General features: G+C 56.4%; 23 protein-coding genes. 7 read left to right on the plus strand and 16 right to left on the minus strand.

What is annotated here, in order from left to right; all coding sequences use genetic code 11:
• Positions 1-67: 67 nt before the first annotated feature.
• On the plus strand, positions 68-934 hold the full coding sequence (locus tag AC0T7J_RS19340) for a nucleoside-specific channel-forming protein Tsx (protein ID WP_064704963.1): 867 nt from the start codon (positions 68-70) through the stop codon (positions 932-934).
• Between the two features lie 92 nt (positions 935-1026).
• On the opposite strand, the gene yjdN is transcribed toward AC0T7J_RS19340, so the two are convergent.
• Positions 1027-1464, minus strand: coding sequence for a VOC family metalloprotein YjdN (yjdN, locus tag AC0T7J_RS19345; RefSeq protein WP_010252091.1), 438 nt, complete (start codon positions 1462-1464; stop codon positions 1027-1029).
• Positions 1465-1538: 74 nt separating this feature from the next.
• On the minus strand, positions 1539-2435 hold the full coding sequence (locus tag AC0T7J_RS19350; protein WP_473796015.1) for a LysR family transcriptional regulator: 897 nt from the start codon (positions 2433-2435) through the stop codon (positions 1539-1541).
• 114 nt (positions 2436-2549) lie between these two features.
• Here AC0T7J_RS19350 and AC0T7J_RS19355 point away from each other — a divergent pair, with 114 nt between their 5' ends.
• From AC0T7J_RS19355 to AC0T7J_RS19370, 4 genes are all read left to right on the plus strand, one after another.
• Positions 2550-3863, plus strand: coding sequence for a M20 family metallo-hydrolase (locus AC0T7J_RS19355; RefSeq protein WP_473796018.1), 1314 nt, complete (start codon positions 2550-2552; stop codon positions 3861-3863).
• Positions 3860-5302, plus strand: a complete 1443-nt coding sequence (locus AC0T7J_RS19360; RefSeq protein ID WP_137228226.1) for a M20 family metallopeptidase — start codon at positions 3860-3862, stop codon at positions 5300-5302. The genes AC0T7J_RS19355 and AC0T7J_RS19360 overlap by 4 nt, the downstream gene beginning before the upstream one ends.
• A gap of 161 nt (positions 5303-5463) precedes the next feature.
• Positions 5464-6981, plus strand: a complete 1518-nt coding sequence (gene abgT, locus AC0T7J_RS19365; protein ID WP_473796022.1) for a p-aminobenzoyl-glutamate transporter — start codon at positions 5464-5466, stop codon at positions 6979-6981.
• Positions 6982-7164: 183 nt separating this feature from the next.
• Positions 7165-8574, plus strand: coding sequence for an MFS transporter (locus AC0T7J_RS19370; protein WP_473796025.1), 1410 nt, complete (start codon positions 7165-7167; stop codon positions 8572-8574).
• 46 nt (positions 8575-8620) lie between these two features.
• Here AC0T7J_RS19370 and AC0T7J_RS19375 read toward each other — a convergent pair whose 3' ends face one another.
• From AC0T7J_RS19375 to AC0T7J_RS19385, 3 genes are read right to left on the minus strand one after another with little or no spacing between them, the layout of a single operon-like run.
• On the minus strand, positions 8621-9931 hold the full coding sequence (locus AC0T7J_RS19375) for a c-type cytochrome (protein ID WP_473796195.1): 1311 nt from the start codon (positions 9929-9931) through the stop codon (positions 8621-8623).
• A gap of 10 nt (positions 9932-9941) precedes the next feature.
• Entirely contained in the window at positions 9942-11726 is a 1785-nt protein-coding gene (locus AC0T7J_RS19380; protein ID WP_473796028.1) for a GMC family oxidoreductase, read from the minus strand.
• 2 nt (positions 11727-11728) lie between these two features.
• Complete coding sequence (locus tag AC0T7J_RS19385; protein ID WP_473796031.1) at positions 11729-12463, minus strand: gluconate 2-dehydrogenase subunit 3 family protein; 735 nt, start codon at positions 12461-12463, stop codon at positions 11729-11731.
• A gap of 276 nt (positions 12464-12739) precedes the next feature.
• Between AC0T7J_RS19385 and sbmA the strand changes: the two genes are divergently transcribed.
• On the plus strand, positions 12740-13981 hold the full coding sequence (gene sbmA, locus AC0T7J_RS19390; RefSeq protein WP_473796034.1) for a peptide antibiotic transporter SbmA: 1242 nt from the start codon (positions 12740-12742) through the stop codon (positions 13979-13981).
• A 47-nt stretch (positions 13982-14028) separates the two neighbouring features.
• Here sbmA and AC0T7J_RS19395 read toward each other — a convergent pair whose 3' ends face one another.
• From AC0T7J_RS19395 to AC0T7J_RS19415, 5 genes are all read right to left on the minus strand, one after another.
• Complete coding sequence (locus AC0T7J_RS19395) at positions 14029-14328, minus strand: helix-turn-helix domain-containing protein (RefSeq protein WP_022625233.1); 300 nt, start codon at positions 14326-14328, stop codon at positions 14029-14031.
• On the minus strand, positions 14321-14674 hold the full coding sequence (locus AC0T7J_RS19400) for a type II toxin-antitoxin system RelE/ParE family toxin (RefSeq protein ID WP_473796037.1): 354 nt from the start codon (positions 14672-14674) through the stop codon (positions 14321-14323). The genes AC0T7J_RS19395 and AC0T7J_RS19400 overlap by 8 nt, the downstream gene beginning before the upstream one ends.
• 208 nt (positions 14675-14882) lie before the next feature.
• Positions 14883-15935: a 7-bladed beta-propeller protein YncE gene (yncE, locus tag AC0T7J_RS19405; RefSeq protein ID WP_473796040.1), complete on the minus strand. Its 1053-nt coding sequence runs from the start codon at positions 15933-15935 to the stop codon at positions 14883-14885.
• A 202-nt stretch (positions 15936-16137) separates the two neighbouring features.
• Positions 16138-16347, minus strand: a complete 210-nt coding sequence (locus AC0T7J_RS19410; protein WP_086904998.1) for a YdgH/BhsA/McbA family protein — start codon at positions 16345-16347, stop codon at positions 16138-16140.
• Positions 16348-16559: 212 nt separating this feature from the next.
• The gene (locus AC0T7J_RS19415) at positions 16560-17747 is read right to left on the minus strand and encodes an MFS transporter (protein ID WP_473796044.1); all 1188 of its coding nucleotides are present in this window, start codon (positions 17745-17747) and stop codon (positions 16560-16562) included.
• A 105-nt stretch (positions 17748-17852) separates the two neighbouring features.
• Here AC0T7J_RS19415 and AC0T7J_RS19420 point away from each other — a divergent pair, with 105 nt between their 5' ends.
• Positions 17853-18830: a cupin domain-containing protein gene (locus AC0T7J_RS19420; protein WP_473796047.1), complete on the plus strand. Its 978-nt coding sequence runs from the start codon at positions 17853-17855 to the stop codon at positions 18828-18830.
• Between the two features lie 9 nt (positions 18831-18839).
• Here the strand turns inward: AC0T7J_RS19420 and AC0T7J_RS19425 are convergent, their stop codons facing one another.
• The 6 genes from AC0T7J_RS19425 to gltP form a co-directional block, all read right to left on the minus strand.
• On the minus strand, positions 18840-20384 hold the full coding sequence (locus AC0T7J_RS19425) for a methyl-accepting chemotaxis protein (protein WP_473796050.1): 1545 nt from the start codon (positions 20382-20384) through the stop codon (positions 18840-18842).
• A gap of 228 nt (positions 20385-20612) precedes the next feature.
• Positions 20613-22067, minus strand: a complete 1455-nt coding sequence (murP, locus tag AC0T7J_RS19430) for a PTS N-acetylmuramic acid transporter subunit IIBC (RefSeq protein WP_473796052.1) — start codon at positions 22065-22067, stop codon at positions 20613-20615.
• On the minus strand, positions 22067-22978 hold the full coding sequence (gene murQ / locus AC0T7J_RS19435) for an N-acetylmuramic acid 6-phosphate etherase (protein ID WP_473796055.1): 912 nt from the start codon (positions 22976-22978) through the stop codon (positions 22067-22069). Before murQ ends, murP begins: the two co-directional genes overlap by 1 nt.
• Before the next feature lie 837 nt (positions 22979-23815).
• Positions 23816-24190 (minus strand): helix-turn-helix domain-containing protein, encoded by a 375-nt coding sequence (locus AC0T7J_RS19440; protein ID WP_033780420.1) that lies wholly within the window; start codon positions 24188-24190, stop codon positions 23816-23818.
• A gap of 119 nt (positions 24191-24309) precedes the next feature.
• Positions 24310-24585: a type II toxin-antitoxin system RelE family toxin gene (locus tag AC0T7J_RS19445; protein ID WP_010252139.1), complete on the minus strand. Its 276-nt coding sequence runs from the start codon at positions 24583-24585 to the stop codon at positions 24310-24312.
• A 217-nt stretch (positions 24586-24802) separates the two neighbouring features.
• Positions 24803-26104 carry a glutamate/aspartate:proton symporter GltP gene (gltP, locus tag AC0T7J_RS19450; RefSeq protein WP_473796060.1) on the minus strand — a complete coding sequence of 434 codons (1302 nt, stop codon included), beginning with the start codon at positions 26102-26104 and terminating at the stop codon, positions 24803-24805.
• Positions 26105-26468: the final 364 nt, after the last annotated feature.

Raw genomic sequence — 26468 nt, forward strand, 5'->3', positions numbered from 1 at the left:
ATCAAGGGACCGATTTCTCTCTGACTGCGTCTGCTGTGCGGCGGTCAAAAGCATGTGGCTGATAATAATGAAATTTAAAACGTTGATAGCAGGTGCCGTGCTGGCATGTTCATTGAGTGGTGCTGCGCAGGCCGCTGAAAGCGATCCGCAGTATGTCTCCGACTGGTGGCATCAGAGCGTTAACGTGGTAGGCAGCTACCACACCCGTTTCGGACCACAGTTTAACAACGACGTTTATCTGGAATATGAAGCGTTTGCGAAGAAGGACTGGTTCGATTTTTATGGCTACCTCGACCTGACCAACTTCTTCGGCGCAGGCAACAGCAACGCCAACGGCATTTTTGATCACGGTTCACCGATGTTTATGGAGATTGAGCCGCGCTTCTCTATCGACAAACTGACCGGCACCAGCCTGGCCTTTGGTCCGTTCAAAGAGTGGTATTTTGCTAACAACTACATCTACGACATGGGCCGCAACAGCGATAGCCGCCAGAACACCTGGTATATGGGTCTGGGCACCGATATCGATACGCACAGCGATGTCGGCCTGTCGCTGAATGTCTACGCCAAATATCAGTGGGAAAACTACGGTGCAGCGAATGAAAACAGCTGGGATGGCTATCGCTTCAAGGTGAAATACTTCGTGCCAATCACCACGCTGTGGGGCGGTAATCTGGGCTATGTCGGCTTCACCAACTTCGACTGGGGTTCCGATCTCCGTGATAAAGGCGGTTCAGCACGCACCAGCAACTCCATCGCCTCCAGCCATATTCTGTCACTGGGTTACGATCACTGGCACTTCTCTGCGGTGGCGCGTTACTTCCACAACGGCGGACAGTGGGCGGATGGACAGGAACAGAATTTCGGCAATGGGCCGTTTGAAGTGAAATCGACTGGCTGGGGTTACTACCTGGTGGCGGGTTATAACTTCTGATTACGTGCGGCGGCCTGAATAGCGCCGCCGCACATTAATCCGGGTAATAACCATGAATACGGCGCCGCAAATTGCGACGCCGGCTGGCCCGATTATTCCTGCGGCTTCTCGACATTGATGCGCCACGGAATGTTGAACTTATCAATGAACATCGCGAATCCGTTCGACCAGAACGTCTCCTGCCACTCCGTTGTCACCTTGCCGCCTGCCGACAGTTTCTCAAACCAGGCTTTACCCTTTTCGACATCGGTAGTTGAGAGACTGACCGCGTAACCGGCATGCTCAGACGCTGGCGGCTGATCGGTGTTGCCATCGCTCAGCATCAGCTCGCCGTCACCAATACGCAGCTGGGCATGCATGATCTTTTCTGGCGGCTGCGGCGCGGCAGACTGATCGCCGACCTGCTCACCCTGATCCGGCATATCACCGAATTTCATTTTAGAGAGCAACTCTCCCCCGGTCGCCTGCAGGTAAAAGTCGATAGCCTCTTCGCAACGGCCATAGAGAAACAGATAAGGACTGACTTGCATCGTAACCTCTATATTTGTCGGGTGGATTTTTTCAGTACCTTAACAGTGTAGACGATCGACTTTACTCACTGATTTTACTGGCAATAACGGCGAAAGAGTTGTGCCATATAACTGCTCATTGGGGTCAGCGTCGTGTCTTTGCGCTGAATCAGATAGAAGATCGCTTTCGGCAGAGGTTCGTCGAGCGTCAGCGCCACCAGCGACCGACCCAGAATCGGGTCGTCAATGACGTCGACCGAGAGAATACTGATGAAATCGCTTTGCGCCACCAGGCTGGTGCAGGCCATAAAGGTTTCACAGGTCACCACGATTTTGGGTGCCATGCCACGCTCGCCAAAGAGATCGTGCAACAAACGGTAGTAACTGCCTTTGGGCGTTGGCATCGTCCAGTCCGCCTGCTGTAATTCCGCCAGAGAACGCGCCTTTTCCAGCGGATGGCCTTTGCGCACCACCACCTTGTACTCGCGCTCCATCATCCGCTCATACATCAGCTCCTGATCGAGATGGCTCTGATCGTAGGTATTAATGGTGAAATCGAGCGCGCCCTGGCGCAGTTCATGCACCATCGACACCAGCTGGCCTTCGACGATGCGCACCTTCACCAGCGGGTATTCGCGATGAAACTGATTAATCACCTGCGGCATAATGGTGCGCGCCACGCTGCCACCGACGCCGATATTCACCTGACCGCCACCCAGTCCCAGCCGCTGCTGAATATCCTCTTCGGCGACCCGCAGCTCTGCCAGCACCAGGCTGGCATGCCGAAAAAAGTTATCACCGATATCGGTTAACACTACGCCCTGCTGACGGCGGACAAACAGCTTTGCCCCCAGTTCGCGCTCCAGTTCCTGAATCGCTTTGGTTAACGCCGGTTGTGACAGCCCGGAAAGACGGCTTGCCGCCCGGATACTGCCCTGTCGCGCCACGTCAACGAAGGCGCGCAGCTGATGGAGCTTGAGATTGGCAGACATAATTTTGCGATAACCGTTGTTTATCAGTCACAAGATATTCGCATCTTATGCCGGTCAATACCATTGTGTAGATTCGGAGCAGTGCATAAAAAATCAACAACGAGGAGAGAGCCGATGAAACCCCTTTCAGAACACGTCAGCGCCCGGCTGCTACAGCTGCAACAGTGGCGTCGTGACTTCCATCACTATGCCGAATCGGGCTGGCTGGAGTTCCGCACCGCCACCTTAGTTGCTGAAGAGCTGCATAAGCTCGGTTATCAACTAAAGCTGGGCCGTGAGGTCATCGACGCCGACGCGCGGATGGGCTTGCCCGACGAGGCGGTGCTGAAGCAGCAGGAGTCGCGTGCGCTGCAACAGGGCGCGCTGCCGCAGTGGATCAGCCACTTCTCCGGCGGATTCTGCGGCATCGTGGCAACGCTTGAGACCGGCCGCCCTGGCCCGGTGATGGGCTTCCGCGTCGATATGGATGCCCTGGATCTCAACGAGAGCCAGGCTGACGATCATCTGCCGCAGCGAGAAGGGTTTGCCTCCTGCAACGCAGGCATGATGCACGCCTGCGGGCATGACGGCCACACCACTATCGGGCTGGGTCTCGCCTCAGTGCTGATGGCGATGAAAGATCAGCTCAGCGGTACGATTAAACTGATCTTCCAGCCCGCCGAAGAGGGGGTGCGCGGCGCAAAAGCGATGGTTGCGGCGGGCGTGGTCGATGACGTTGATCGCTTCACCGCGATTCATATCGGCACTGGCGTGCCGGCAGGCGAAGTGGTGTGCGGCAGCGACAGTTTCCTCGCCACCACCAAGCTGGATGTTCACTTCACCGGCGTCGGTGCCCATGCGGGCGGTCGTCCTGAAGAGGGGCGCAATGCCCTGCTGGCCGCCGCACAGGCAACGCTGGCGCTGCATGGTTTAACCCAGCACAGCGGTGGCGTGGCGCGGGTCAACGTGGGCGTGCTGCAGGCAGGAACCGGCCGCAACGTGGTAGCCGACTGCGCCCTGCTGAAAGTCGAAACCCGTGGCGTGACCAACCAGGTTAATGACGATATTTATCAGCAGGCGCTGCGGGTGATTGCCGGTGCGGCGGCAATGTATGGCGTTGAGCAGCAGGTCTCGCTGATGGGGGCCGCGCGCAGCTGTACCCCGACGCAGCCATGGGTTGATTTCATCCATCAGCAGGCGGACGCGCTCGGTATCTTCGACTCCGTGGTCGATCGTAAAGCGCAGGCAGCGGGTTCGGAAGATGCGACCTACATGATGGAACGGGTAAAGCAGCGCGGCGGTCAGGCCTCTTACGTCATTTTTGGCTGTGAGCTGGCGGCGGGGCACCACAATGCGAAATTCGACTTCGATGAGCGGGTGATGCCGGACGCCATCACGCTGCTGGCGACGCTGGCACTGAATCAGGCGCAGTATAGGGGCTCACGATGATGGAAGACTTTATTACCGACTATATCGATCGCCATCAGCTTCGTTTCAGCACGCTCAGCGATGCCATCTGGGACACGCCGGAGACCCGCTTTGCCGAAACCCGCTCGTCAGCCCTGCTTTCTGATGCGCTGGCAGAAGAGGGATTCAGAGTGGAACGCGGCGTGGGTGGCATCGATACGGCGTTTATCGCCAGTGCGGGCAGCGGCAAGCCGGTGATTGCCATTCTTGGCGAGTTCGATGCGCTGGCGGGTCTTAGCCAGCAGGCGGGCTGCGCCCGGCCGCAACCGCTGGAAGCCAACGGCAACGGACACGGCTGCGGCCACAACCTGCTCGGCACGGCGGGCGTTGCGGCGGCCTGCGCCGTGAAAGCCTGGATGGAACAGCATCACACGGGCGGCACAGTTCGCTTTTATGGCTGCCCTGGCGAAGAAGGCGGTTCGGGCAAGACGTTTATGGTGCGCGAAGGGCTGTTTGACGACGTTGATGCCGCCGTGACCTGGCATCCGGAGGGGTTCAGCGGCATGTTCAATCTGCGCACCCTCGCCAATATTCAGGCGGCGTTCAGCTTCAAAGGCGTTGCGGCGCACGCGGCCAATTCTCCCCATCTGGGCCGAAGCGCGCTGGATGCCGTCACGCTGATGAATACCGGAGCCAACTTTCTGCGCGAGCATATCGTCCAGGAGGCGCGTCTGCACTACGCCATCACCAACAGCGGCGGTGTATCGCCGAACGTGGTGCAGGCCGATGCGGAGGTGCTCTACCTGATCCGCGCCCCGGAACTGCCACAGGCGCAGGCGATTTATGAACGGGTGATCAATATCGCCCGGGGTGCAGCGCTGATGACCGACACCACGCTGACCGTACGTTTTGACAAAGCCTGCTCAGATTACGTGCCGAATCGCGCGCTGGAAGCGGTCATGGAGCGTTATTTGCATCAGTTTGGTTTGCCCGACTACAGCGACGAAGAGCGCGCGTTTGCGGCTGAACTGCGTGCCACGCTCACTGATGACGATCTGCGCAATGCCCGGCTCAATGCCGCCCGAACCGGTGGTGAAGCCGGTCACGCCTGGGCTGAACAACTGGGCGACAAGCTGTTTATGGATGAGGTCGCGCCCTATGCGGTCACGCGTGAGCTGCTTTATGGCTCCACCGACGTCGGCGATGTCAGTTGGGTGACGCCGACTGCACAGTGTTTTGCGCCCTGCTTTACCTTCGGCACGCCGCTGCACACCTGGCAACTGGTGGCGCAGGGACGCACCAGTATCGGGCATAAGGGGATGTTTCTGGCGGGCAAAGTGATGGCGGCCACGGTGTTAACGCTGTTAACGGATCGGCAGGCGCTGGCTGGCTGCCGGGCCGAGTTTGACCGGGTACGCGCCGCGCAGCCCTATCACTGCCCGATCCCGGCGGGGATCACACCAACAAAACTGGCCGAATGAGCCAACGGCCGTGTCTCTGACACGGACCACTATAAAAAAATATTGCAAACACTTCCCTGATTCAGCGGTGCCGGAACTGAACTCACCGCCTGTCGCACAACGCGACCGGCGTCAGGCCTTGCTACCGCCGATAAAAGGGACACAAGACGAGAACCAATACCATGGAAGCAACATCCGAGAACCGCAGTCCTGGCCGGCTCTTCAGCTGGATCGAGCGCGTGGGGAATAAAGTCCCCAACCCGTTTTTACTGTTTGTCTATCTGATCGTGGTGCTGATGGTGGCGACCGCCATTATCAGCGCGCTGGATCTGGCGGTGAAGAACCCGAGCAACGGCGAAATCGTGCGGGTGAATAACCTGCTGAGCGTCGCAGGCATTCAGTGGATCCTGCCAAATATCATCAAAAACTTCAGCAGCTTTACCCCGCTGGGATCGATTCTGGCGCTGGTGATTGGTGCCGGACTGGCGGAAAAGGTTGGCCTGCTCCAGTCGCTGATGGTGAAGATGGCGTCACGCGTCAGCCGCCGTTATGCCAGCTACATGGTGCTGTTTATCGCCTTTTTCAGCCATATCTCCTCGGATGCCGCACTGGTAGTGATGCCGCCGCTGGGCGCACTGATCTTTCTGGCGGTGGGCCGTCATCCGGTGGCGGGCCTGCTGGCCGCCATTGCCGGTGTGGCCTCCGGCTTTACCGCCAACCTGCTGATTGTCACCACCGATGTGCTGCTCTCGGGCATCAGCACTGAAGCGGCTAAAGCGGTCAGCGACACGGTGCATGTCAGCGTGATCGATAACTGGTTCTTTATGGCCACGTCGGTGATTGTGCTGACGATTGTGGGCGCGCTGCTGACCGATAAATTTGTCGAACCACGCCTGCCAAAATGGCAGGGCAATGGTGAGAAGCTGGCGGCACTGACGCCGCTGGAGAACCGCGGTCTGCGGGCTGCCGGGATTGCCGCGCTGCTGTTTATCGCCCTGATGGCGCTGCTGGTGGTGCCGGAAAATGCACCGCTGCGCAATCCCGCCACCGGCGCCATTATTCCCTCGCCTTTTATTCAGGGCATCGTGCCAATCATCATTCTGTTTTTCTTTGTGGTGGCGATTGCTTATGGCGTGGTCACCCGACAGATCCGCCGTCCGGATGATATCCCGCAGCTGCTGGTCGATCCGATGAAGGGCATGGCGGGTTTTATCGTGATGGTGTTTCCGCTGTCACAGTTCGTGGCGTTCTTCAACTGGAGCAACATGGGCAAATTCATGGCGATTGGGCTGACCGATGTGCTGGAGAGCGCAGGCGTCAGCGGCGCGCCCGCGTTTCTTGGCCTGATGTTCCTGTCGGCGTTTCTCTGCATGTTTATCGCCAGCGGCTCAGCCATCTGGTCGATTCTGGCGCCGGTCTTTGTGCCGATGTTTATGCTGCTCGGCTTCCATCCCGCCTTTGCCCAGATGATTTTCCGCATCGCCGACTCCGCCGTACTGCCACTGGCACCGATGTCGCCCTTTCTGCCGCTGTTTCTCGCCTTTTTGCAGCGTTACCAGAAGGATGCGCAGCTCGGCACCTATTACGTGCTGATCTTCCCCTATCCGCTGGTGTTCTTTATCAGCTGGATAGCGCTGCTGATGGTGTGGTATCTGCTGGGTCTGCCGATCGGGCCAGGCGTCTGGCCGAAACTGCCGTAAAAGCAGAGCGCCACGGATGGCAAAACCTGCAACGTACGTTGCTAAATAGTCAGCAACGACCCTCTCGGCAACGGCGGATGAATTGATTATTCTGCTATTTCTTCGCTTGCTAACGGTTACCTATTTTAATAAGCCTCCGACCGGCTGCGAGTCGTCTCCACACTGCCTGAGGTTCACGCTGACATGACCACCTCCTCCACCAGCCTGCCGCCGATGCACGCTTCATCGGCGGCCCGCAACAGCTTAGCCGCACGGGTTGATGCACTGCCCTCCTCTGCCGGATTGTGGCGTTTTATTACGCTGCTGGCACTGGGCGGCTTTTTTGAACTTTATGACCTGTTTGAAACCGGCTATATCAGTACCGGCCTGCTGTCGGCGGGCGTTTTTCACACGGGTGCGGCAGGCGTGCTGGGCTTCTCCGATCAGGCGGCCTTTGCCTCGGCCACTTTTCTCGGTCTGTTTTTCGGTGCCAGCCTGCTGGCACCCTACGCTGATCGCTTTGGTCGCCGTCTCACCTTTATGTGTGCGCTGCTGTGGTACGGGCTGTTTTCGCTGCTGATGGCGTTCCAGCAGAGCGCGGAGATGATTATTCTGTTCCGCTTTCTGGTGGGGATCGGGCTGGGCGTCGAGCTGGTGACCATCGACACCTATCTGTCGGAATGGGTGCCGACCCATCTGCGCAGCCGCGCCTTTGCCTTCTCTTTTTTCGTGCAGTTTTTATCGGTGCCGGCCGTGGCGCTGATGTCGTGGTGGCTGATTCCGCAAACGCTGTTCAGCCTTGAAGGCTGGCGCTGGGTGGTCATTGCGGGCGCGGTCTGCTCGCTGGTGATCTGGCTGGTGCGCAGGAACCTACCGGAGTCGGCGCGCTGGCTGGCGCAGCAGGGTCGTCATCAGGAGGCGCATCAGGTGCTGTCCACGATGGAGCAACGCTGTGGCATCCCGGCCGGACCCGCTTTTTCAGCCGATGACGCCGCGGCACAGCTGCCAAAACGGGGGCGTTTCAGCGAGATCTGGTCACCCGCTTACCGCAAGCGCACCCTGATGCTGGTGGTGATGAACTTTTTCCAGGCGATCGGCTTTTTCGGCTTTGGTAACTGGCTGCCTGCGCTGCTGTCAGGAAACGGTGCCACGGTGACGCACAGTTTGCTTTATGCCTTCTTCATCACGCTGGCCTATCCGCTGGGATCGCTGATCTGTAGCCGCTACGCCGATAAGCTGGAAAATAAGTGGCAGATCGTCCTGTCGTCGTTGATGACGGTGGTGTTCGGTACGCTGTTCGCCTTCCAGACGCAGCCGGTGTTGCTGATTCTCTGCGGCTTCCTGATTACCTGGTCCAACGCCTGGCTGACCTTCAGCTTCCACGCCTATCAGACCGAGATTTTCCCGACCCATATTCGGGCGCGGGCAGTCGGCTTCTGCTACTCCTTCAGCCGCCTCTCTACGGTATTCAGCAGTATTTTGATCGGGGTGATCCTGCAGTACGCCGGTACGCCAGGCGTGATTACCTTTATCGTGCTGAGCATGGTGATGGTGATGCTGTCGGTAGGGATTTACGGGCCGAAAACGCGCGGTATCGATCTGGAGAATATCTAAAAGAAAAGGCCGTCATCCTGATGATGACGGCCTTTTTTACTGCCGATTATTTGCCTTCCAGTACCCGGATATCTGCACTGCCCAGCCGATCTTTCTCATCTTTACGCAGCTCAGCGACCTGTTTCGCGCTGACCGGCTCCGACGCCTTGTTGCCCCAGCTGTTACGCACGAAGTTGACCACGTCCGCCACCTGTTGATCGTCAAGACGCCAGCCAAATGCTGGCATGGTAATCGTCGACGGCGCGCCATTAACGCCAGGCAACTGTCCGCCCACCAGCACGATATGAATCAGTGAGGTCGGATCGTCCGCCAGTACTACCGGATTACCGCGCAGCGCCGGATAGAAACGTTTGTAGCCGCTACCATCGGTTTTATGGCACGCCGCACAGCTGTCGACGTAGGTGGCTGCACCCGTCGCACTGTCGTCACCTTTCCACAACGCTTTGGCGGTGGCGTCATCGACGCTGAAGGCTGCCTGATGGGGATCTTTCGCGCCCAGCGACTTCAGGTAGCGCGCAATCGCCGTGATATCGGACTCGCTCAGGTGCTGCAGGCTGTGTTCAATCACATCGGTCATGCCACCAAAAGCGGCGGTCTGATCGTTGCGGCCATAACGCAGGAACTGACGCAGGTCCTCTTCACTCCAGCGCCCCAGTCCATCGCGGTTGTCGCCACGCAGGTTGCTGGCGGTCCAGCCATCAATCGGTGCGCTGCTGCCCGCCAGATAGTCGCTGCCCTCCTCGTTGGTCAGCGCCTTCTCCTGCATCGTGATGCTGCGCGGTGTGTGACAGGCCCCGCAGTGACCCAGTCCTTCAACCAGATAGCGACCACGTGCCAGCACCGGATCTTCCTGGGCTGCAGGCTGGAACGCTTTCACGTCGGGCGCAAAAATCCCGCGCCAGATCGCCAGCGGCCAGCGCATCGACAGCGGCCAGGGAATGTCGCTCTCCCGGTTTGGCTGCCCGACCGGCGCGACGCCATGCATGAAGTAGGCGTAAAGCGCCTTCATGTCTTCATCGCTGACCACGGCGTAAGAGGGATATGGCATCGCCGGATAGAGCGTATCGCCATTTTTCGCCACGCCCTGACGCACCGCTTTCTGGAAGTCGTCGTAGCTGTATTCGCCAATGCCAGTCGCGGGATCGGGCGTAATGTTGGTGGAATAGATGGTGCCGATCGGTGTTGCCATCGGCAGACCACCGGCAAACGCCGCGCCGCCTTTGCTGGTGTGGCAGGCTACACAGTCACCGGCTCGCGCCAGATACTCACCCCGTTTAACCAGATCGTCCTGGCTGCTCTCCGCCAGGGCGGAGAACGTCAGGGAGCCAAGAATCAGAGCCAGAATGCCATTTTTCATCGCCATGTCCTTATGCCTGCACCAGTGGGCCTGGGTTTTTCAGGTAGTGTTCGCGAATCGCTTTGGCTGACCAGTAGGTCAGCGCCGCCACCATGCCGGTCGGGTTGTAGCCCAGTCCCTGCGGGAAAGCTGATGCGCCCGGTACAAACACATTCGGCACGTCCCAGCTTTGCAGATAACGGTTAACCGCACTGGTTTTTGGATCGTCGCCCATGATCGCCCCGCCACTGATGTGGGTAGTCTGATACACCGTGGAGTCGAAATGGGTGCCCGGCTTTTTCGCGCCGCCGATGATCATCTTCGGATTCATCGCTTCCGCGATATTGCGCATCTTACCGACCATGAACTGCGCCATTTTGATGTCGTTCTCCTGCCAGTCAAAGGTCATGCGCAGCAGCGGCTGTCCATAGGCATCTTTGTAGTTGGGATCGAGATCAAGGTAGTTGGCACGATAAGACTGATGGGCGCCGTGCGCATCCATCGACAGATGATGGGTGTAGGTATCCGCCACCGCCGCTTTCCATTTGCTGCCCCAGTTGGGCGTACCCGCCGGCACCGGCAGGCCGGAGATCGGTTTGGTGCCCGCCTGGTTAACCCAGAATGGCGAACCACCAACAAAGCCCAGCGGCCCATGGTCGAAGTTATCCGCGTTGAAATCATCAACCGCAACGCCTGCGCCACCCGCACCGATAAACGGATTAGTGGTGGTGTTCTTATCAAACAGCGCCTTCAGCGTAGAGAGGTTCTGATAGGCAAAGTTACGGCCCACGGTCCCTTCGTTGGTAATCGGGTTATAGGGTTTGCCGATACCCGACAGCAGCATCAGGTGAACATTGTGGAACTGGAAGGCGGAGAGGATCACCAGGTCAGCGGGCTGAACCTGCTCGCGGCCCTGTCCATCCACATAGGTCACGCCGGTCGCACGCGTTTTGTCATCGCTGAGATTGACCCGCAGCACATAAGAGTTATTACGCAGCTCAAACTTCGGCTCCTGACGCAGCGCAGGCAGGATATTGACGTTAGGCGACGCCTTGGAATACATGTAGCAGGCGTAGCCGCTGCAATAACCGCAGAAGTTGCACGGCCCCATCTGTGCGCCGTAGGGGTTGGTATACGGACCCGAAGTATTGGCGGATGGCAGATCGTAAGGGTGATAGCCGACCGACTCTGCCGCCTGAGCAAACAGCTGCGCCGAGTAAGTGCGCTTCTGCGCGGGCAGCGGGAAGTTATCTGAGCGATCGGGCGCAAACGGGTTGCCGCCTGTATCTTTGCCGACCACTTTGCCTTTGATACTCCAGGCGCTGCCTGAGGTGCCAAAAACCTTTTCCGCTTTGTCGAAGAACGGCTCCAGCTCATCGTAGCTGACGCCAAAATCCTGAATCGTCATGCCTTCCGGAATGAAGTGCTTGCCGTAGCGCTCTTCGTAATGGCTGCGCATCCGCAACTCAACCGGATTGACACGGAAATGAACGCCGGACCAGTGAAGCCCTGCGCCACCGGTGCCGGTACCGGGCAGAAACGCTGCCAGCTGACGATAGGGCACTGCGGTCTGCGACGCATCATGCCGAATGGTCACGGTGCTTTTGGAGAGATCCTGGAAAAGCTTTTTGCGGACGTTATAGGTCAGCTCATCAATGGACTGCGGATAGGAGCCATCGGGATAGGTATCGCGGTGCGGTCCGCGCTCCAGCGCCAGCACGTTCAGGCCCGCTTCGGTCAGCTCTTTCGCCATAATGGCACCCGCCCAGCCGAAGCCGACAATCACCGCATCCACTTTTTTCATTTCGTTTGCCATGCTTAGCTTCTCTCCCCGCGAATCGACACTGACGGGAACGGATAACGTTCGCCGCGCTCTACCCAGTCCATAAAGTCGGCGCGTGCGCCAGGGAAGTTAATCAGCTTCCAGCCGACCATGCCCTGATTTCCGCCGTGTACAGGATCGCTGAAGAAGCCTTCACGGGTATTCTGCAACAGGAAGCTAAAGAAAACTTTTGCCGGCAGCTGGCTGAATTCAGCACTGCCACTTTCCATCGCCTGCAGTAAGGCATCCTGCTGCTCGCCACTGAGCTGGGCGAACACCTTGCCGTGCTGCTTTTTGCTGTAATTATCGGCATCGGCCAGACCGAGTCGGTAGATCTGCTGTGGCACCAGCGGCAGCTGATAGCCCAGCTCTTTGGGCAGGTCGGGGTTAAACGGCCCCTGCATATACCAGTTCGACCCCGTGGCATACGGCGTATTCATCTGACGGTCGATAAACTCAGGCACGCCCGCTTCCAGCGCACCAGGCCCGCGTTCATCGCTGGGGATAAGCCGTGCCACGGCGGCGATAATAAAAGCAAACTCTTCGGCGGTGAACCAGTTCGGCTGGTAGTCGCGCGCCTGCTGTGGCGTGGCCGGGGTTTCAGCCGCCTGTGTGGTCAGCGGCAGGGAGAGTGCACCCATCGCTGTGGAACCTACCGCCATTGCAGGCGCCAGGGTGATTGTCTTCAGCAAAAAATCCCTGCGTGAATGACCCTTTTTTTGTTCTGACATGACATTGCCTCATTCCCGCGCTGACCGGCGGTATGAAAAAATTGGTGATTGTGTTTTTATGGTTTTTATCAGCAGATACAGACCAGCAGCCTGATTGTTACCGGTAACAAACCAGCACATTGTAACACTGCCATTCACAAAGATTTAGTTCCACGAAACAAAACCGCACAATTTCATTAACATCTAGCCCCTTCCTGTCATTAGCAGAAACAACAGACTACAGACAGCGACCCGTCAAAAACGTTATAACAGGCAACACACAACAGCGGAGTGCCTATGTTTAAGTCCTTTTTTCCGCGGCCAGCGCTGTTTTTCAGCTCTGCGGCTGTCTGGAGCTTAGTCGCGATTTTTGCGTGGTTCGGCTTTGCCGCGCATCTGCCCGGCATCTGGCCCACCTTTGAAACAGCAATGAAACAGCCCCTGCCGACCACAGCAGCGCGTTTTATCGCCGTGAGTCAGCTCTGGTTCTACCTCTATTACTGGATCATGGTAGCCATTTTTGCCGGAGCCTGGCGGTTGATTGATGCACATCCATGGCAACGCTGGTCAGTCTGGGGTTCCGCGCTGATCATCTTTGTCACCTGGTTTGGCGTGCAGGTCGGGGTGGCCATTAACGCCTGGTATGGACCGTTTTATGATCTGATTCAGAAAGCGTTAACCAAAGCGGGATCGGTGCAGATTGCGGAGTTTTACCATGAGGTTTTCTCTTTTCTCGGCATCGCATTAATCGCGGTGGTGATTGGCGTACTCAACTCCTTCTTTATCAGCCACTGGGTTTTCCGCTGGCGTAGCGCCATGAATAACTACTACATGCACAACTGGCAGCGTCTGCGTCATGTCGAAGGTGCCGCACAGCGTGTGCAGGAAGACACCATGCGGTTTGCGACCACGCTGGAAAACTGGGGTGTCAGTTTTATTCAGGCAATTATGACGCTGGTGGCGTTTTTACCGGTGCTGGTCACACTTTCCCATCACGTGAAAGATATTCCCATCCTCGGCAATATTCCTTACGCACTGGTGATCGCCGCAGTGCTCTGGTCAGTGTTTGGTACTGGCTTGCTGGCGCTGGTGGGGATTAAGCTGCCGGGGCTGGAGTTCCGCAATCAGCGGGTTGAAGCCGCTTACCGTAAAGAGCTGGTCTACGGCGAAGACAATGCCGATCGCGCCAGACCGCAGACGGTTCAGGAGTTGTTCAGTCGGGTGCGGGTTAACTACTTCCGTCTCTACTTTCACTATCTCTACTTCAACATCACCCGCATTCTCTATCTGCAGGTCGATAACGTGTTTGGTCTGTTTCTGCTGTTTCCATCCATTGTGGCGGGCACCATCACGCTGGGCTTACTCAACCAGATCACCAACGTGTTTGATCAGGTGCGCGGCTCGTTCCAGTATCTGATCGCCTCCTGGTCGACGCTGATCGAACTGATGTCGATCTATAAGCGTCTGCGCAGCTTTGAGCAGATTCTGGATGATGTTCCGCACGATGAGATGATGCGCGAAGCGTCGGAAGAGGTGTAACGGGTTGGAAAGAGAGAAGCCAGGATAATGTGGCTTCTCTCTTTTAATCACAGATCAAAAGCTATTCTTTTGCCTGTCGGCAATTTGACATCGATACTTATCTCTCCTCCCAGAGCCGTAACGTAACGCTTCAGCGTAGAAAGGCGGGGATCATTATCAGCCTGTTCCATTCTGGCGATAGTTGGCTGTTTCACACCCATTGCGTGCGCCATCTCTGTCTGTGACAGGTTAAGTTCTTCGCGCAACATGTGTAGCGCGATAACCTGCCGCATTGCATCGACTTTTTTGGCAATGCGTTCGCGACTCTCCGGACTTTGATTTGCCATCAGCTCTTTTAAATTAGCCATTATCCCCTCCATTCAAATATTTGCGGAATTCAGCATCTGCCAATTTGATCATGTCTTTATAGAATTTCTTTTCCTTAAACCCGGTTTTATCGCCTGCACACAACACAATGCCGCGGCGAGAAGGATCAAAAGCAAAGAAGGCCCGTATCGGTTTGCCTTGATGCTGTACTCTTAATTCTTTCATATTCGGAAAATCAGAGCCGTCTACGGTATCAGCAAACGGCCTCGCTAACTGCGGCCCATACTCAGACAGGATAACTATCGCGGCGAGCATATCCTCCTTCAGTTCCTCAGTCTGAGCCTTGAACCACTGATCAAATCTTTTGGTTGTATCCACATCCCACATCGCAACATCCTTATAGCGAATAAGCTATAAATGATGCTATAGCCTGTTCGCTATAAAGGCAAGTGTCTCGCGGGCCGCCAGTGCAAAGGGATATCCCAGACCTCAAACCGGCTTTGAAAATAAAAAAGCCACTCGTCAGAGTGGCTTTCTCGTTTACAGGACCGGATGTCAAACAGCTTTAACACAGCAGTGTCCGGGACGTCACGCCTTACAGTGCAATACGCATCACGCTGTCAGGATTTTTTGGCGGCGCCTTGCGCGAGCCAGGCTGCTTCACGCTGACATAAAGCACCTTGCCGTCTGCCGAGAGCGCCAGACTGTTAGGCAACGCCGGGGTTTTCACCGTGCGCTTCACCTTATAGCTGCTGGCGTCGATGATGCTGACTTCACCCGCTTTGCGATGAGTAACATAAAGCTCATCGCGATCACCATTAAACAGCACCGCCAGCGATTCCGGCACAGCAATCCGCTGAATCACCTGCTGATTACGCAGATCTACCACCAGCACCTGCGCCTGCTTTGAATCCGTCAGGAAGGCGCGCTGACCGCGCGTATCCAGCGCGATGTTCAGGAAGAAGTGCTCTTTATCTCCATCAATCTTCTGCTTTTTCTCAATGGCATTGGTGCGCGCATTGATCGTCACCAGTTCGCCATCTGCGTTGGTGACGTAGACCTTCTGCGCGTCTGAATCTACCGCCAGGCCGGTGCCCATTTTACCGGTATTCGGGATGGTGCTGACAAGCTTCAGCGTGCTGCCATCCACCACCCAGACCACGCTTTGCGGTCCCAGCCCCGTGATATAAACCCGGTTAGTTTTAACATCGACCGCCACCTGACGTGGCTGCAATGGACGCACTGTCTCACTGCGCTTACGGCTATCCAGCACCAGCGTGTTGAGTACTTTGCCGCTGCTGGCGTCAATGGCGGTGACCGAGCCGTTTACGGTGTTACCGATATAGAGCACGTTGGTTTGCGGGTTGATCGCCGCGCCAAACGATTTCAGCTCTGTGTTAATTGACTGCTGAACTGCCAGCGTAGCCGGGTCGAGACGGAAAACGGTGCCGCCGTCACCGCTGCTGTTCTGCGCTGTCGCTACGAACAGCGCGTTATCTTTCGGGCTGACTGCCAGTTCATAGACGCCTTTACCCACGGCCTGATTGAGATCCTCAGCCTGCACCGCCAGCCATCCTGAGGCAGAGAACAGGGCCGTAGCCAGTAACAGCGGACGCAGGGTCCGGCGCGTATTGATAATCGCTTTCATAACTTCTCCATAGTTAATCCACTGCAAACGCAGTGAAAAGAAAGCCCGACATTGCAACCAGAAATAGCTGACCAGCAGTCAGATGCGGAATTGTTTTTGAGAATAATAATTATTTCGGGGGGAAAGGGACAGGATTATTCGCGGATAAACGCCGCCAGGACGCCCAAAGGCGTCCTGTCAGCACAAGAGGGTAAAACTTAGCTTATTTCAGCAGCTCAGCGGTCATGTGAACGCCGTTGTTGGTGTAAGCTTCAGTGATTTTATATGAAGTACCAGCTTCCTGAGCCTGCGCAGCAATTTTCGCTTCAGCACCATCCAGCGTAGAGTCGATGGCGGTCACAGATTGGGCGAAGCTGGCGAATGGCAGGACAGAAAGCGCGATAACAGCTGCAAAAGTTTTGATAGATTTCATGGTCAATTCCTCGGTTAATTTTAATCAGGTAAGGCGTGTTGCCTTGTTGATAGATATATTAATCCGGAAGTTGATCAGGAAAAAGCGGAGGGTTTTGCTTAACTCGTTCAGAAAAACTGATGTTAAAAAGCACATTTCGCACAGTTATCACTCAAAAGGTTAATAATCTACCCCCATTAAAAAAGGCAGCATATATTGCTGCCCTTGAGAATTTAACCGTGATGTCGTACCCGCGTGAAGATGGTCAGCGCGGCCAGCAGCATCAGCACACCGCTGGCAACGAACACACCGCCTGCGCCGCGCAGGTCAAACATCCAGCCGCCCGCCGCTGCACCGACAGTAATCGCCAGCTGGATGGTGGCAACCAGTAACCCCCCGCCCGACTCCGCATCATCCGGCACCGCGCGCGAAATCCAGGTTGACCAGCCGGTTGGCATCGAACCAAACGCCATCCCCCAGATCGCCACGCCTGCGCCTACCATCCAGCTGACATCACCAAAACTCACCAGCAACAGCGCGGTGACACTCATCAACAGCGCCATGCCACTCAGGGTCAGTGATACGCTGCGGGTGACCAGGAAACCGGCCAGCGAGGTGCCAAAGAAGTTCGCCACACCAAAGGCCAGCAGCACCAGCGACAGCTGATTGAGGTTGAGCTGTGCAACGCCTTCCAGGAACGGACGCAGATAGGTAAAGAAGGCGAAGTGACCGGTAAACATCATGATTACCGCCAGCATCCCCCAGCGCATCACACCTATACGCAGCAGTGACAGCACCCCGCCATTGCGGGCTTTGTTCTCTGCCGGCATGGCGGGCAGGGTAAAGAACTGCCACAGCAGCGCCACTGCACCCAGTCCGGCGGTCAGCATAAAGATGTTGCGCCAGCCCACCAGTCCGCCGAGATAGCTGCCCAGTGGCGTAGCGATAATCGTCGCCAGCGAGATACCGCTGAAGACGATAGAGAGTGCACGCGGCACCTGATCGGTGGGAACCAGACGCATGGTGATAGCGGTTGAGAGTGTCCAGAAGCCGCCAATGGCCATACCCAGCAGCACCCGCGCCAGCAGGATCACCGTCAGGTCAGCTGCAAACGCCACCATCAGTGCCGAAGCGATCAGCAACAGCGAAAAGACCAGCATGACGATGCGGCGGTCAATGCGCCGCGTGACGCTGCCGGTGACCAGACTGGTAAACAGCGCCACCAGCGCGGTGATGGTGACGGTCTGTCCCGCCTGCCCTTCTGATACGCCCAGGCTGTGGGCCATCGGCGTCAGCAGGCTCACGGGTAAAAATTCGGCGGTGATGAGGCTGAACACCCCAAATGCCATAGCAAATACCGCGCCCCACGCGGGACGGGTCGGCGAGGAAACCTCATCAGCCACTTCGGTTGTCAGACTCATGCTGCTTCTCCGGAAGATAAAAAAAGTGAGTGTGAGCATAGAGCGCCGCGTCAGGACGATCTATGATGCTTACACCTTCATTTTTGATAATTCGTCTGGAATCACATGAGCCACTATGGAGATCTGACCAGTGAGCTGCTGATGGGGATGCGCCTCTATGGCGTGAACTATCAGCGTATCGCAGTGAGCGCGCCGTTCGGGCTACGTTATGAGCACGCACCGGGCCGGGCACAGTTCCATTTTGTCGGACGCGGCTCACTGATGGTGCGCAGTGCCTCCGGCGAGGTGTTTCAGCTTAACAGTGGCGATGCGCTGCTGGTGCCGCACGGTAAGCCGCACAGCCTGATCTCCAGTGAGGAAGCCAGTTGCCAGTGTATTAAAAACATGGCGAGCAAGCCGATCTGCGACAGCGTCTGCGCCATTGCCGCTCCGGAAGATGCCTGTGATGACGAACACAGCGTGCTGCTGTTCAGCGCCTGCATGGCGTTTGAGCTCGGCGGCATGCAGCCGCTGATCAACACCATGCCCGATGTGATGCTGGTGAGTACCCTGCTGTCGCAATACCCGGAGATTCAGCCGATTCTGGCAGCGATGGAGCGGGAGTCGCGTACCCGCCAGGCAGGATTCGCCGGGATTCTGTCGCGTCTGGCAGACGTGGTTGCCGCGCTGATTGTGCGCGGTTGGGTAGAGAACGGCTGCGGCGAGCGCAGTGGCCTGGTGCAGGCGATGCGCGATCCACGTCTGAGTCAGGCGATTGCCGCGATGCATCGGGAGCCAGGCGAAAACTGGACGGTGGCGCGGCTGGCCAGCGTGGCAGGCTGTTCGCGCTCGGTGTTTGCCGGACGTTTTCTCAATGCCACCGGCATGACGCCGCTGCGCTATCTGACGGAGTTGCGGATGCGGCTGGCGGTGCAGCGAATTGTGAACAACGGTGAAGCGGTGGAAGCCGTGGCTTATCATCTCGGCTACGGCTCGATTGCGGCATTCAGTCGCGCCTTTAAACGAATTGTCGGTCAGTCACCAGGCGCACTGCGTGCCGGACGCGACGGCACGCAGGCGCTGGCCTCTTATCCGGCCGCTTAATCTCTTCTCTTAACGAAAGACGCTGATCGCTTCGACCAGACGGTTAGCCTGATGAGTCATGCGACCTGAAGCCTCGGCGCTTTCTGTCACGCGGGCGGCGTTCTGGTGGGTGATATCATCGAGATCTTCCACCGCTGAACTGACTTCGCTGAGCGCGGTCGCCTGTTCGGCCGTGGCGGCGCTGATCTGGGCGATCAGTGCGGTAACATTCTGCACCTGCGACACGATATCCTGCATCGTTCTGCCTGCCGCGCTGGCGTGATCATTGCCCGATTTGACCCGGCTGGCGCTGGTTTCAACCAGCATTTTGATTTCGCTCGCGGCTTTGGCGCTGCGCTGCGCCAGACTGCGGACTTCTCCCGCGACTACCGCAAAACCTTTGCCCTGCTCACCGGCCCGTGCCGCTTCCACGGCGGCGTTCAGTGCCAGGATATTGGTCTGGAAGGCAATCCCGTCGATGACGCTGGTAATATTGGCAATCCGCTTTGAACTGTCAGCAATTTCGCCCATCATGCCCATCATCTCGGTCATCACCTCACCGCCTTTGCTGGCAGCGCTGCTGGTATCGGCTGACAGCGTATTCACCTCATGCGCGGTTTCAGTGTTGCTCTTCACCGTGGCGGTCATTTCGTTCATGGTCGCCGCGGTCTGCTGCACGTTGGCAGCGGCCTGCTCGGTACGGCGACTCAACTCATTGTTGCTGCGGGCGATGGCGTCGCTGGCGCTCAGCACGTTGATCGCCTGGCCGCTGACATCATCCACCAGCCAGCGGAACATCAATCCGAGCTGACCGATAGCGCGCAGCGTCACACCCACCTCATCAACGCGATCCATCGGCTCTACTTTATGGCTGGCACCGGTCGCCACGCTCAGCGCCTGTTTGCACATCCGCTCAATAGGGCGTGAAATCTGCTGCTCCAGCCACAGGCTGCAGAGCAGAAGCAACGCAGCCATTCCCGCGGTAAAGCCTGCCAGTGCCGCGGGCGTCATGCCCAGCGCCCAGACGCCCGCCACCGAGAGGGGCAGTAACGTCAGCAGTGTGCTGCGGATCCGCCAGCGAAGGGGCAGCGTCTTCAGGATTGAGGCGGGACGACGCCAGCCGCTGCGAACCAGCAGGCCTTTGTGAAAACGTCGCCCTCTGGCGCGGCCTTCACGAAAATCCTGATAGAGCACCTCGGTCTGACGCACTTCCTCTGCCGTGGGTTTGGTGCGTACCGACATATAGCCCTGCACTTTACCGTCGCGGACTACCGGAATGGCGTTGGCCCGCACCCAGTAGTGATCGCCATTTTTACGGCGGTTCTTGACCAGTGCCGTCCAGGGCTCCCCCTGCTTCAGCGTCGCCCACATGTCGGCAAACGCTTCTGATGGCATATCGGGATGACGCACCATGTTATGCGGCTGGCCATTGATCTCGTCGGCGGTGAAGCCGCTCGCCTCGATAAACGCGTCGTTAGCGTAGGTGATGTGGCTGTTAAGATCGGTGGTCGACATCAGTGTCGCATTATCGTCGAACAGATATTCACGCTGAGAGACGGGCTGGTTGTTACGCATCAAAATTCCTTGAAGACCCGACGTCCTGCACGCGACGGTCTGAGTGTCGGCATGAAAACGGTGGGCTGAGAGATAACGATTACCTTTTTTTAAGTTTTCGGCATGCTTCTGCCTACTCTTTAGCGTTTAAGTTAAATTAATGGCAATAATAAAGCCGCTTTGTAGCGGCTTTCACATTTTTGGTTGATTATCCATCCGTTAGCCGGACTGGAGAATGCCAGCAGCGGGTCAGCTGAGGTCGACATTCCGGGTGCCAAACCACCAGGTGAGCAGGAATCCGCCGATCCAGGCCACCATCAGCCCGGCCAGATAGACCGCCATGCCAGCGAAGATCCCCTGGCTGGAGGTCATCAGTGGCAGCGTGACCAGGCCGGAGGGGCCGAATACCGTGTTCATCCCGACCGGCAAACCCAGCCACGCCACCAGCCCGATAAAGAACCCGCCCAGCGCCCCGCCGCCACAGGCGGTAATAAAGGGCTTGAGGCGCGGCAGTGTGACGCCGTAGATCAGTGGTTCACCGACGCCAAGCAGCCCCGGCACGATAGCGCCTTTGATCTGCGCCCGCAGCAGCGCCCCTTTTTCTGCCTTGCACCACAACGCCAGAGATGCGCCGACCTGGCCTGCTCCCGCCATCGCCAGAATCGGGAAGAGCGAGTTAAAACCCTGGGTTTCCATCAGCGCAAAGTAGACCGGAATAAAGCCCTGATGGATGCCGAACATCACCGCGATCAGGAACAGCCCGGCCAGCAGCGCACAGCCAAAGGGATTGTTATTGAGATGGATAAACAGCCACGACATCCCTTTAAACAGTTCGCCGCCCAGCGGCATGATCAACAGATAGGTGATGGCGCCGGTGATCACCAGCGTAAACAGCGAGGTGAGGATCATATCGAGATTATCGGGAATGATTTTACGCAGCTGTTTTTCAATCCATGCCCCGATAATCGCCGCCATCAGCACGCCAATAATATTGCCGCGCGGGTCGATCGCCAGGCCAAAGAAGTTTTCCATGCCGCTGTAGTAGCCGGTGGTGGCCGTGGGCACATAGCCGAGCACAAACAGCGAGGCGATGATTGCGCCATTGACGCCGCTGCCGCCAAACGCTTTCTGCGCGTTGTAGCCAATCAGGATGCTGAGAAAGGTGAACAACCCTTTACCGAAGACTTTCATGTACGCCACGGTATGCAGCAGCCAGGGCGCGTGGTCCCCGGGTGCATTGAGGTGGAGACTCTGTTCAATCAGCGTGGCAAACCCCAGCAGCAGACCCGCGCCGATAAAGCCCGGAATCAGCGGAGTGAAGATGGTGGCGAAGCGCGACAGGAACTGATGCACGCCGCTGGTCTGTTTCGCCTTTAGCTGCTGCTTCTGCTGCTGCGCCAGCACGCGAAGTTCCGCTGTTTCGCCCTGCGGTGCCAGCGCGGCATCCCCCTGAGCCAGCAGGTTCTGCATCCCCTCAGCGGCGGTTTGCGCCTTGCCAGGTCCCAGCACAATCTGCAACTGTGCCTCGCTGTCGATAACGCCTAAGACACCCGGCAGGCTTTTTAACCTTAACGGATCAACTACTCCCGGCTGATTCAGCGTCAGGCGGAGCCGCGTCATGCAGTGACCACAGGCCGCGATATTTTGCGCGCCACCGACCGCCTGCAGGATGTCGCGCAACAGTGCCTCGGTGATTTTAGCCATTAGCGTGCTCCCGCTGCCTGTAAAGCCTGACGGATAAAGCCCTGATGCTGACGGAGCAGCGCTTTCGCCTCATCAGCAGCCAGGTCAGCCAGTACCATCAGGATGGCGGTTTTGCAGTGTCCGCCACAGGCGGTGAGCGCGGCGCTGGCCGTCGCGTCATCACAGTCCGTGGCCTGCATGACAATATTAACCTGACGCTGCACCAGTTTCTGATTGGTGGCTTCCACATCGACCATCAGGTTGCCGTACACTTTTCCGCTGCGGATCATCGATCCGGTGGTGAGCATGTTGAGCACCAGTTTTTGCGCCGTGCCCGCTTTCATGCGGGAGGACCCGGTGACCACTTCCGGGCCGACCACCGGCGTGAGCGCAATCGCGGCAATCTGCGACATGGCGCTGCCTGGATTACAGGTGAGCGCTACGGTAGTCGCGCCAAGTTCGTTCGCGTAAGCCAGCGCGCCCAGCACATAAGGTGTCCGGCCGCTGGCGGCGATGCCAACCAGCACATCGTGGCGGCTGAAGTGGATATCTTTCAGATCCTGCGCGCCCTGCTCCCGGTTGTCTTCCGCGTTTTCTACCGCCTGGAGTATGGCGGTATGGCCTCCTGCAATCAGGCCGATCACCTGCCCGCGGGGTGTGCCAAAGGTTGGTGGGCATTCGCTGGCATCCAGTATGCCCAGCCGACCGGAGGTGCCTGCGCCGCAATAGATCAGTCGTCCACCGGCCTGGAACGCGGCGCAGATGGCGTCAACGGCGGCGGCAATCTGCGGCACGATGGCCTCTACCGCCAGCGCCACCTTTTTATCTTCATCATTGATGACGCGCAGCATCGCTTCGGTGGAGAGTTCGTCAATATTCTGGCTGGCCGGGTTGCGGCCTTCGGTGATCATCTGGCTGAGGTCGAGTTTCATGGCGGACTCCGCAAAGGAATAAATTATTCAAATTACTAACTATCATAACGAATGATTAATTCATTGGGTGAGATCTTTTTTCGATGGATGTGGGGTGAGTCATGTTGCGGGGGGATCAGATTGGGTGAGTGATGAGTATAAGCATGACGCCAGGAATTCGGAGCTTAATCGCTCCGCATTACGGCCTGGGTGCGGTGCATGTGAGAGGAATCGCTGAGAGACCGGTGCAGGTCAGAATAGGTTCACCTGATCGTAAAGACGCATTCGTCATCCATGACGCTCGGCCCACGCGATTACGCACCTCATCCATGAGGTGCGCCCGTTGCCGGGCCAACGCTCTGCGTTGTTCAATAACGCTCCCGGCGTTTTTGTCCCTTGCGTGGGCGCTTTACTCTTCAGGTGAACCTTTTCTTCCCTCAGGCTTTTTTATGGCTGCTTAAAAAGAGGCTTGAGTCGGACATAAACGTTGAAAAAGGCCTGCTGGAGTAAGATGTCCTTTCCTGTTTTTTGCCCTTCTGACATATCAGCACACAAAGTGAGTTGTGAAGGCGGAAACCAGCAGTAGCAAAGTAAGGCGTCCGCCGCATGGACAAAAACGTCGGGAGCGTTTTTGAACAACGCAAAGCGTTGGCCCGCTTGCGGGCGAGCCTTATAGATGAGGTGAGTGAACCGGCGGCCGAGGCCCCAGGGATGGGTTTACGACGACTTTACGCAGTCACTGCTGGTATCCGACTGAACGGAGCACTGTTTTCCCTGCAAAGACCTCGCCTCCCATCCTATGTCACTCATCCAAAAGACAATAAAAACCCACGAATCACGGGTTAAAAGCGCATCCATTTAATCAATATAAAGTTGTGACGTTCTGCAGCCATATAAAGCAGCCAGCTTCTCAAGCGTTTGTTTTTGAGGTTTCTTTCTCGACTCTAACTTCGACACGCCAGCCTGCGTGATGCCCAGTTTATTCGCCACCTCTTCCTGTGACAGGTGACGATGCAAACGCCAGGCAACATGCAAAGGAACGGATTGCCGTCGGCTGATTTTCATTACATCGTGAGGAATCGTTTCATCATCGTCTGGACCCACTTCATAAGGGACAGACTCAAACACATCATCTAAATGACGTTCAGCCATGAGCTTATTAAACAGCTCTATAGGGATGACAGCACCAGTGCGGTTCCCGCGTTCGTCCGTCAGAAACTGTATAGCATTCATGGGTAATCACTCCTTAGTGGTACGGCAGGCAACACTGTCTGATCGTCTGCCTGTGCTGCGGAACGCTAAACCCGGCTGCACAGAACTTATTGATGACGCACATTGCTCCCACCACACTGCTAGCGCTTTTTGTACGTGGTCGATGTTCTTCTTACGACTTCAAGTATATCTATCACTACTGGCTGACCTTTCTCTATCTTCCAGAGTACGCGGTAGTGACCTACTACCAGCTTCATTCGCTTCTGTTTATCATCAGTCAGCTTTTCGACTTTCAGATGAGGAATATCCGGCCATTTAGCCAGCGCCTCTACAGCATCTTCAATAGCGTTGCCCTCTTTCTGAGGCAGCCCATAAAGCTGTTTTAATGCCTTCTTCGTCCAGTTAATTTCTGGCATCCGTCAACACTCCATGTTGTCAAAGAACACAGTCAACTCACCGCAACGAAATATAACCATAATAAATCATAATGACAATATCACTGTCGTATAATCGTGGCTTTTGGTTATAAAATTATAACCTTTTAATTTTCAGTCAACCTGTATATCTGCCATTAAAAATCTCATAAAAAAAGGCCCAACTTTCGTTGAGCCCTTTTTTGCGTTAACGCTGTTCTCAGCTTGCAGCCTGCGTCCGCCACTGCAACTCATATTCTTTCGCCTTTTCAGCGTCGAACTGGTTTTCCCAGCGGGCAATCACCAGCACCGCCAGCGCATTACCGACCACGTTCAGCGCGGTACGCGCCATATCCATGATGCGGTCAACACCGGCGATAAACGCCAGACCTTCCAGAGGAATGCCGACGCTGCCCAGTGTGGCCAGCAGCACCACGAAGGAGACGCCTGGCACGCCAGCGATACCTTTCGAGGTCACCATCAGCGTCAGTACCAGCACAATCTCGTCAGTCAGCGACAGGTCAATGCCATACAGCTGCGCAATAAAGATCGCCGCGATACTCTGATAAAGCGTTGAACCATCCAGATTAAACGAGTAACCGGTCGGCACCACGAAGCTGGTGATCGCTTTCGGCGCACCGTAGGCTTCCATCTTCTCCATGATACGCGGCAGCACCGTTTCCGAGCTGGAAGTAGAGTAAGAGAGAATCAGCTCATCCTTCAGGATACGCATCAGCGTGGTAATCCGCAGCTGACAGAAGCGCGCCACCCCGCCCAGCACCACAAAGGCGAAGAACAGAATTGCCGCGTAAACCAACAGCACCAGCTTAGCCAGTGGCCAGAGCGAGGCAAAGCCGAAGTTAGCAATCGTCACCGCAATCAGCGCAAACACACCTACAGGTGCATAGCGCATGATCATGTGCGTCACTTTAAACATCGCTTCAGAAATGCCACGGAACAGGTTCACCAGCGGATCGCGCTGTTCTGACGGCAGTGACGAGAGACCTAAGCCAAACAGCACCGAGAAAAAGATAATCGGCAGCATGTCGCCCTTCGCCATTGAGGCGAAAATATTCTGCGGGATCAGCGACAGAATGGTGGTGACCAGGCTGTGTGGACCGCCCTGTACCTCTGCCGTTGTCGCTTCATATTTAGAGATGTCCACCGTTGCCAGCGTTGACATATCAATGCCGGTGCCGGGTTGAAATACGTTGGCCAGCGTAATACCGACCACAATGGCAATGGTGGTGATCACTTCAAAGTAGAGAATCGTTTTGACGCCGATGCGTCCCAGCTTCTTTGCATCACCCACGCCAGCAATGCCGACAATCAGGGATGAAATCACAATCGGTACCACAATCATCTTGATAAGATGAATGAAGATATCGCCTGCCGGGCTGAGAATGTTGGTGACTAACCATTCACGATTGTCTGGCTGATTATGCAACACAGCACCCACAATGATGCCAAGCACCAGGGCTGTCAGAATCTGCCAGGCCAGGCTGATTTTAAAACCTTTCATAACGTATAATTTCCTCAGTCAAAACCCGTTTCTCTCTACTGCGAAGGTGCAGAAGACAATACACACAGGGAGTGAGCAAAAAGCCCGGTAAATTAGAGGGTGTCTTGAAACAGCGCCTCGTATAAAAATCTGATGATTTCCATACCCATTTTCAGACGCGGTCTGAGTTGATACCTGCAGAACAGGGGCGAGATAAGTACCATTTTCACTGTGGTAAATGCAACCCCTGGCGGATCCGATTAAAAGTTCACCATCTAAGCAGCATAAAGTGCTGCCAGAGCTAAAAAACCCTAACCTGCTGTTATGAAAAGTATTACTTCGATGAATTTACGCATAGCTATGCAGAAACGATTAAAAACTGATC

This window comes from Pantoea sp. E956-1 (genome assembly GCF_982223955.1).

Excerpts from the sequence above, each read along its gene's own strand:
- AC0T7J_RS19395 (WP_022625233.1), bottom strand. The coding sequence starts at position 14,328 with ATGGCTAATTTAAAAGAGCTGATGGCAAATCAAAGTCCGGAGAGTCGC.
- AC0T7J_RS19340 (WP_064704963.1), top strand. The coding sequence starts at position 68 with ATGAAATTTAAAACGTTGATAGCAGGTGCCGTGCTGGCATGTTCATTG.
- yjdN (WP_010252091.1), bottom strand. The coding sequence starts at position 1,464 with ATGCAAGTCAGTCCTTATCTGTTTCTCTATGGCCGTTGCGAAGAGGCT.
- AC0T7J_RS19425 (WP_473796050.1), bottom strand. The coding sequence starts at position 20,384 with ATGCGTAACAACCAGCCCGTCTCTCAGCGTGAATATCTGTTCGACGAT.
- AC0T7J_RS19445 (WP_010252139.1), bottom strand. The coding sequence starts at position 24,585 with ATGCCAGAAATTAACTGGACGAAGAAGGCATTAAAACAGCTTTATGGG.
- AC0T7J_RS19380 (WP_473796028.1), bottom strand. The coding sequence starts at position 11,726 with ATGGCAAACGAAATGAAAAAAGTGGATGCGGTGATTGTCGGCTTCGGC.
- yncE (WP_473796040.1), bottom strand. The coding sequence starts at position 15,935 with ATGAAAGCGATTATCAATACGCGCCGGACCCTGCGTCCGCTGTTACTG.
- gltP (WP_473796060.1), bottom strand. The coding sequence starts at position 26,104 with ATGAAAGGTTTTAAAATCAGCCTGGCCTGGCAGATTCTGACAGCCCTG.
- AC0T7J_RS19360 (WP_137228226.1), top strand. The coding sequence starts at position 3,860 with ATGATGGAAGACTTTATTACCGACTATATCGATCGCCATCAGCTTCGT.
- AC0T7J_RS19350 (WP_473796015.1), bottom strand. The coding sequence starts at position 2,435 with ATGTCTGCCAATCTCAAGCTCCATCAGCTGCGCGCCTTCGTTGACGTG.
- AC0T7J_RS19355 (WP_473796018.1), top strand. The coding sequence starts at position 2,550 with ATGAAACCCCTTTCAGAACACGTCAGCGCCCGGCTGCTACAGCTGCAA.
- sbmA (WP_473796034.1), top strand. The coding sequence starts at position 12,740 with ATGTTTAAGTCCTTTTTTCCGCGGCCAGCGCTGTTTTTCAGCTCTGCG.
- AC0T7J_RS19440 (WP_033780420.1), bottom strand. The coding sequence starts at position 24,190 with ATGAATGCTATACAGTTTCTGACGGACGAACGCGGGAACCGCACTGGT.
- AC0T7J_RS19385 (WP_473796031.1), bottom strand. The coding sequence starts at position 12,463 with ATGTCAGAACAAAAAAAGGGTCATTCACGCAGGGATTTTTTGCTGAAG.
- murQ (WP_473796055.1), bottom strand. The coding sequence starts at position 22,978 with ATGAAACTCGACCTCAGCCAGATGATCACCGAAGGCCGCAACCCGGCC.
- murP (WP_473796052.1), bottom strand. The coding sequence starts at position 22,067 with ATGGCTAAAATCACCGAGGCACTGTTGCGCGACATCCTGCAGGCGGTC.
- AC0T7J_RS19410 (WP_086904998.1), bottom strand. The coding sequence starts at position 16,347 with ATGAAATCTATCAAAACTTTTGCAGCTGTTATCGCGCTTTCTGTCCTG.
- AC0T7J_RS19420 (WP_473796047.1), top strand. The coding sequence starts at position 17,853 with ATGAGCCACTATGGAGATCTGACCAGTGAGCTGCTGATGGGGATGCGC.
- AC0T7J_RS19375 (WP_473796195.1), bottom strand. The coding sequence starts at position 9,931 with ATGAAAAATGGCATTCTGGCTCTGATTCTTGGCTCCCTGACGTTCTCC.
- AC0T7J_RS19400 (WP_473796037.1), bottom strand. The coding sequence starts at position 14,674 with ATGTGGGATGTGGATACAACCAAAAGATTTGATCAGTGGTTCAAGGCT.
- AC0T7J_RS19415 (WP_473796044.1), bottom strand. The coding sequence starts at position 17,747 with ATGAGTCTGACAACCGAAGTGGCTGATGAGGTTTCCTCGCCGACCCGT.
- abgT (WP_473796022.1), top strand. The coding sequence starts at position 5,464 with ATGGAAGCAACATCCGAGAACCGCAGTCCTGGCCGGCTCTTCAGCTGG.
- AC0T7J_RS19370 (WP_473796025.1), top strand. The coding sequence starts at position 7,165 with ATGACCACCTCCTCCACCAGCCTGCCGCCGATGCACGCTTCATCGGCG.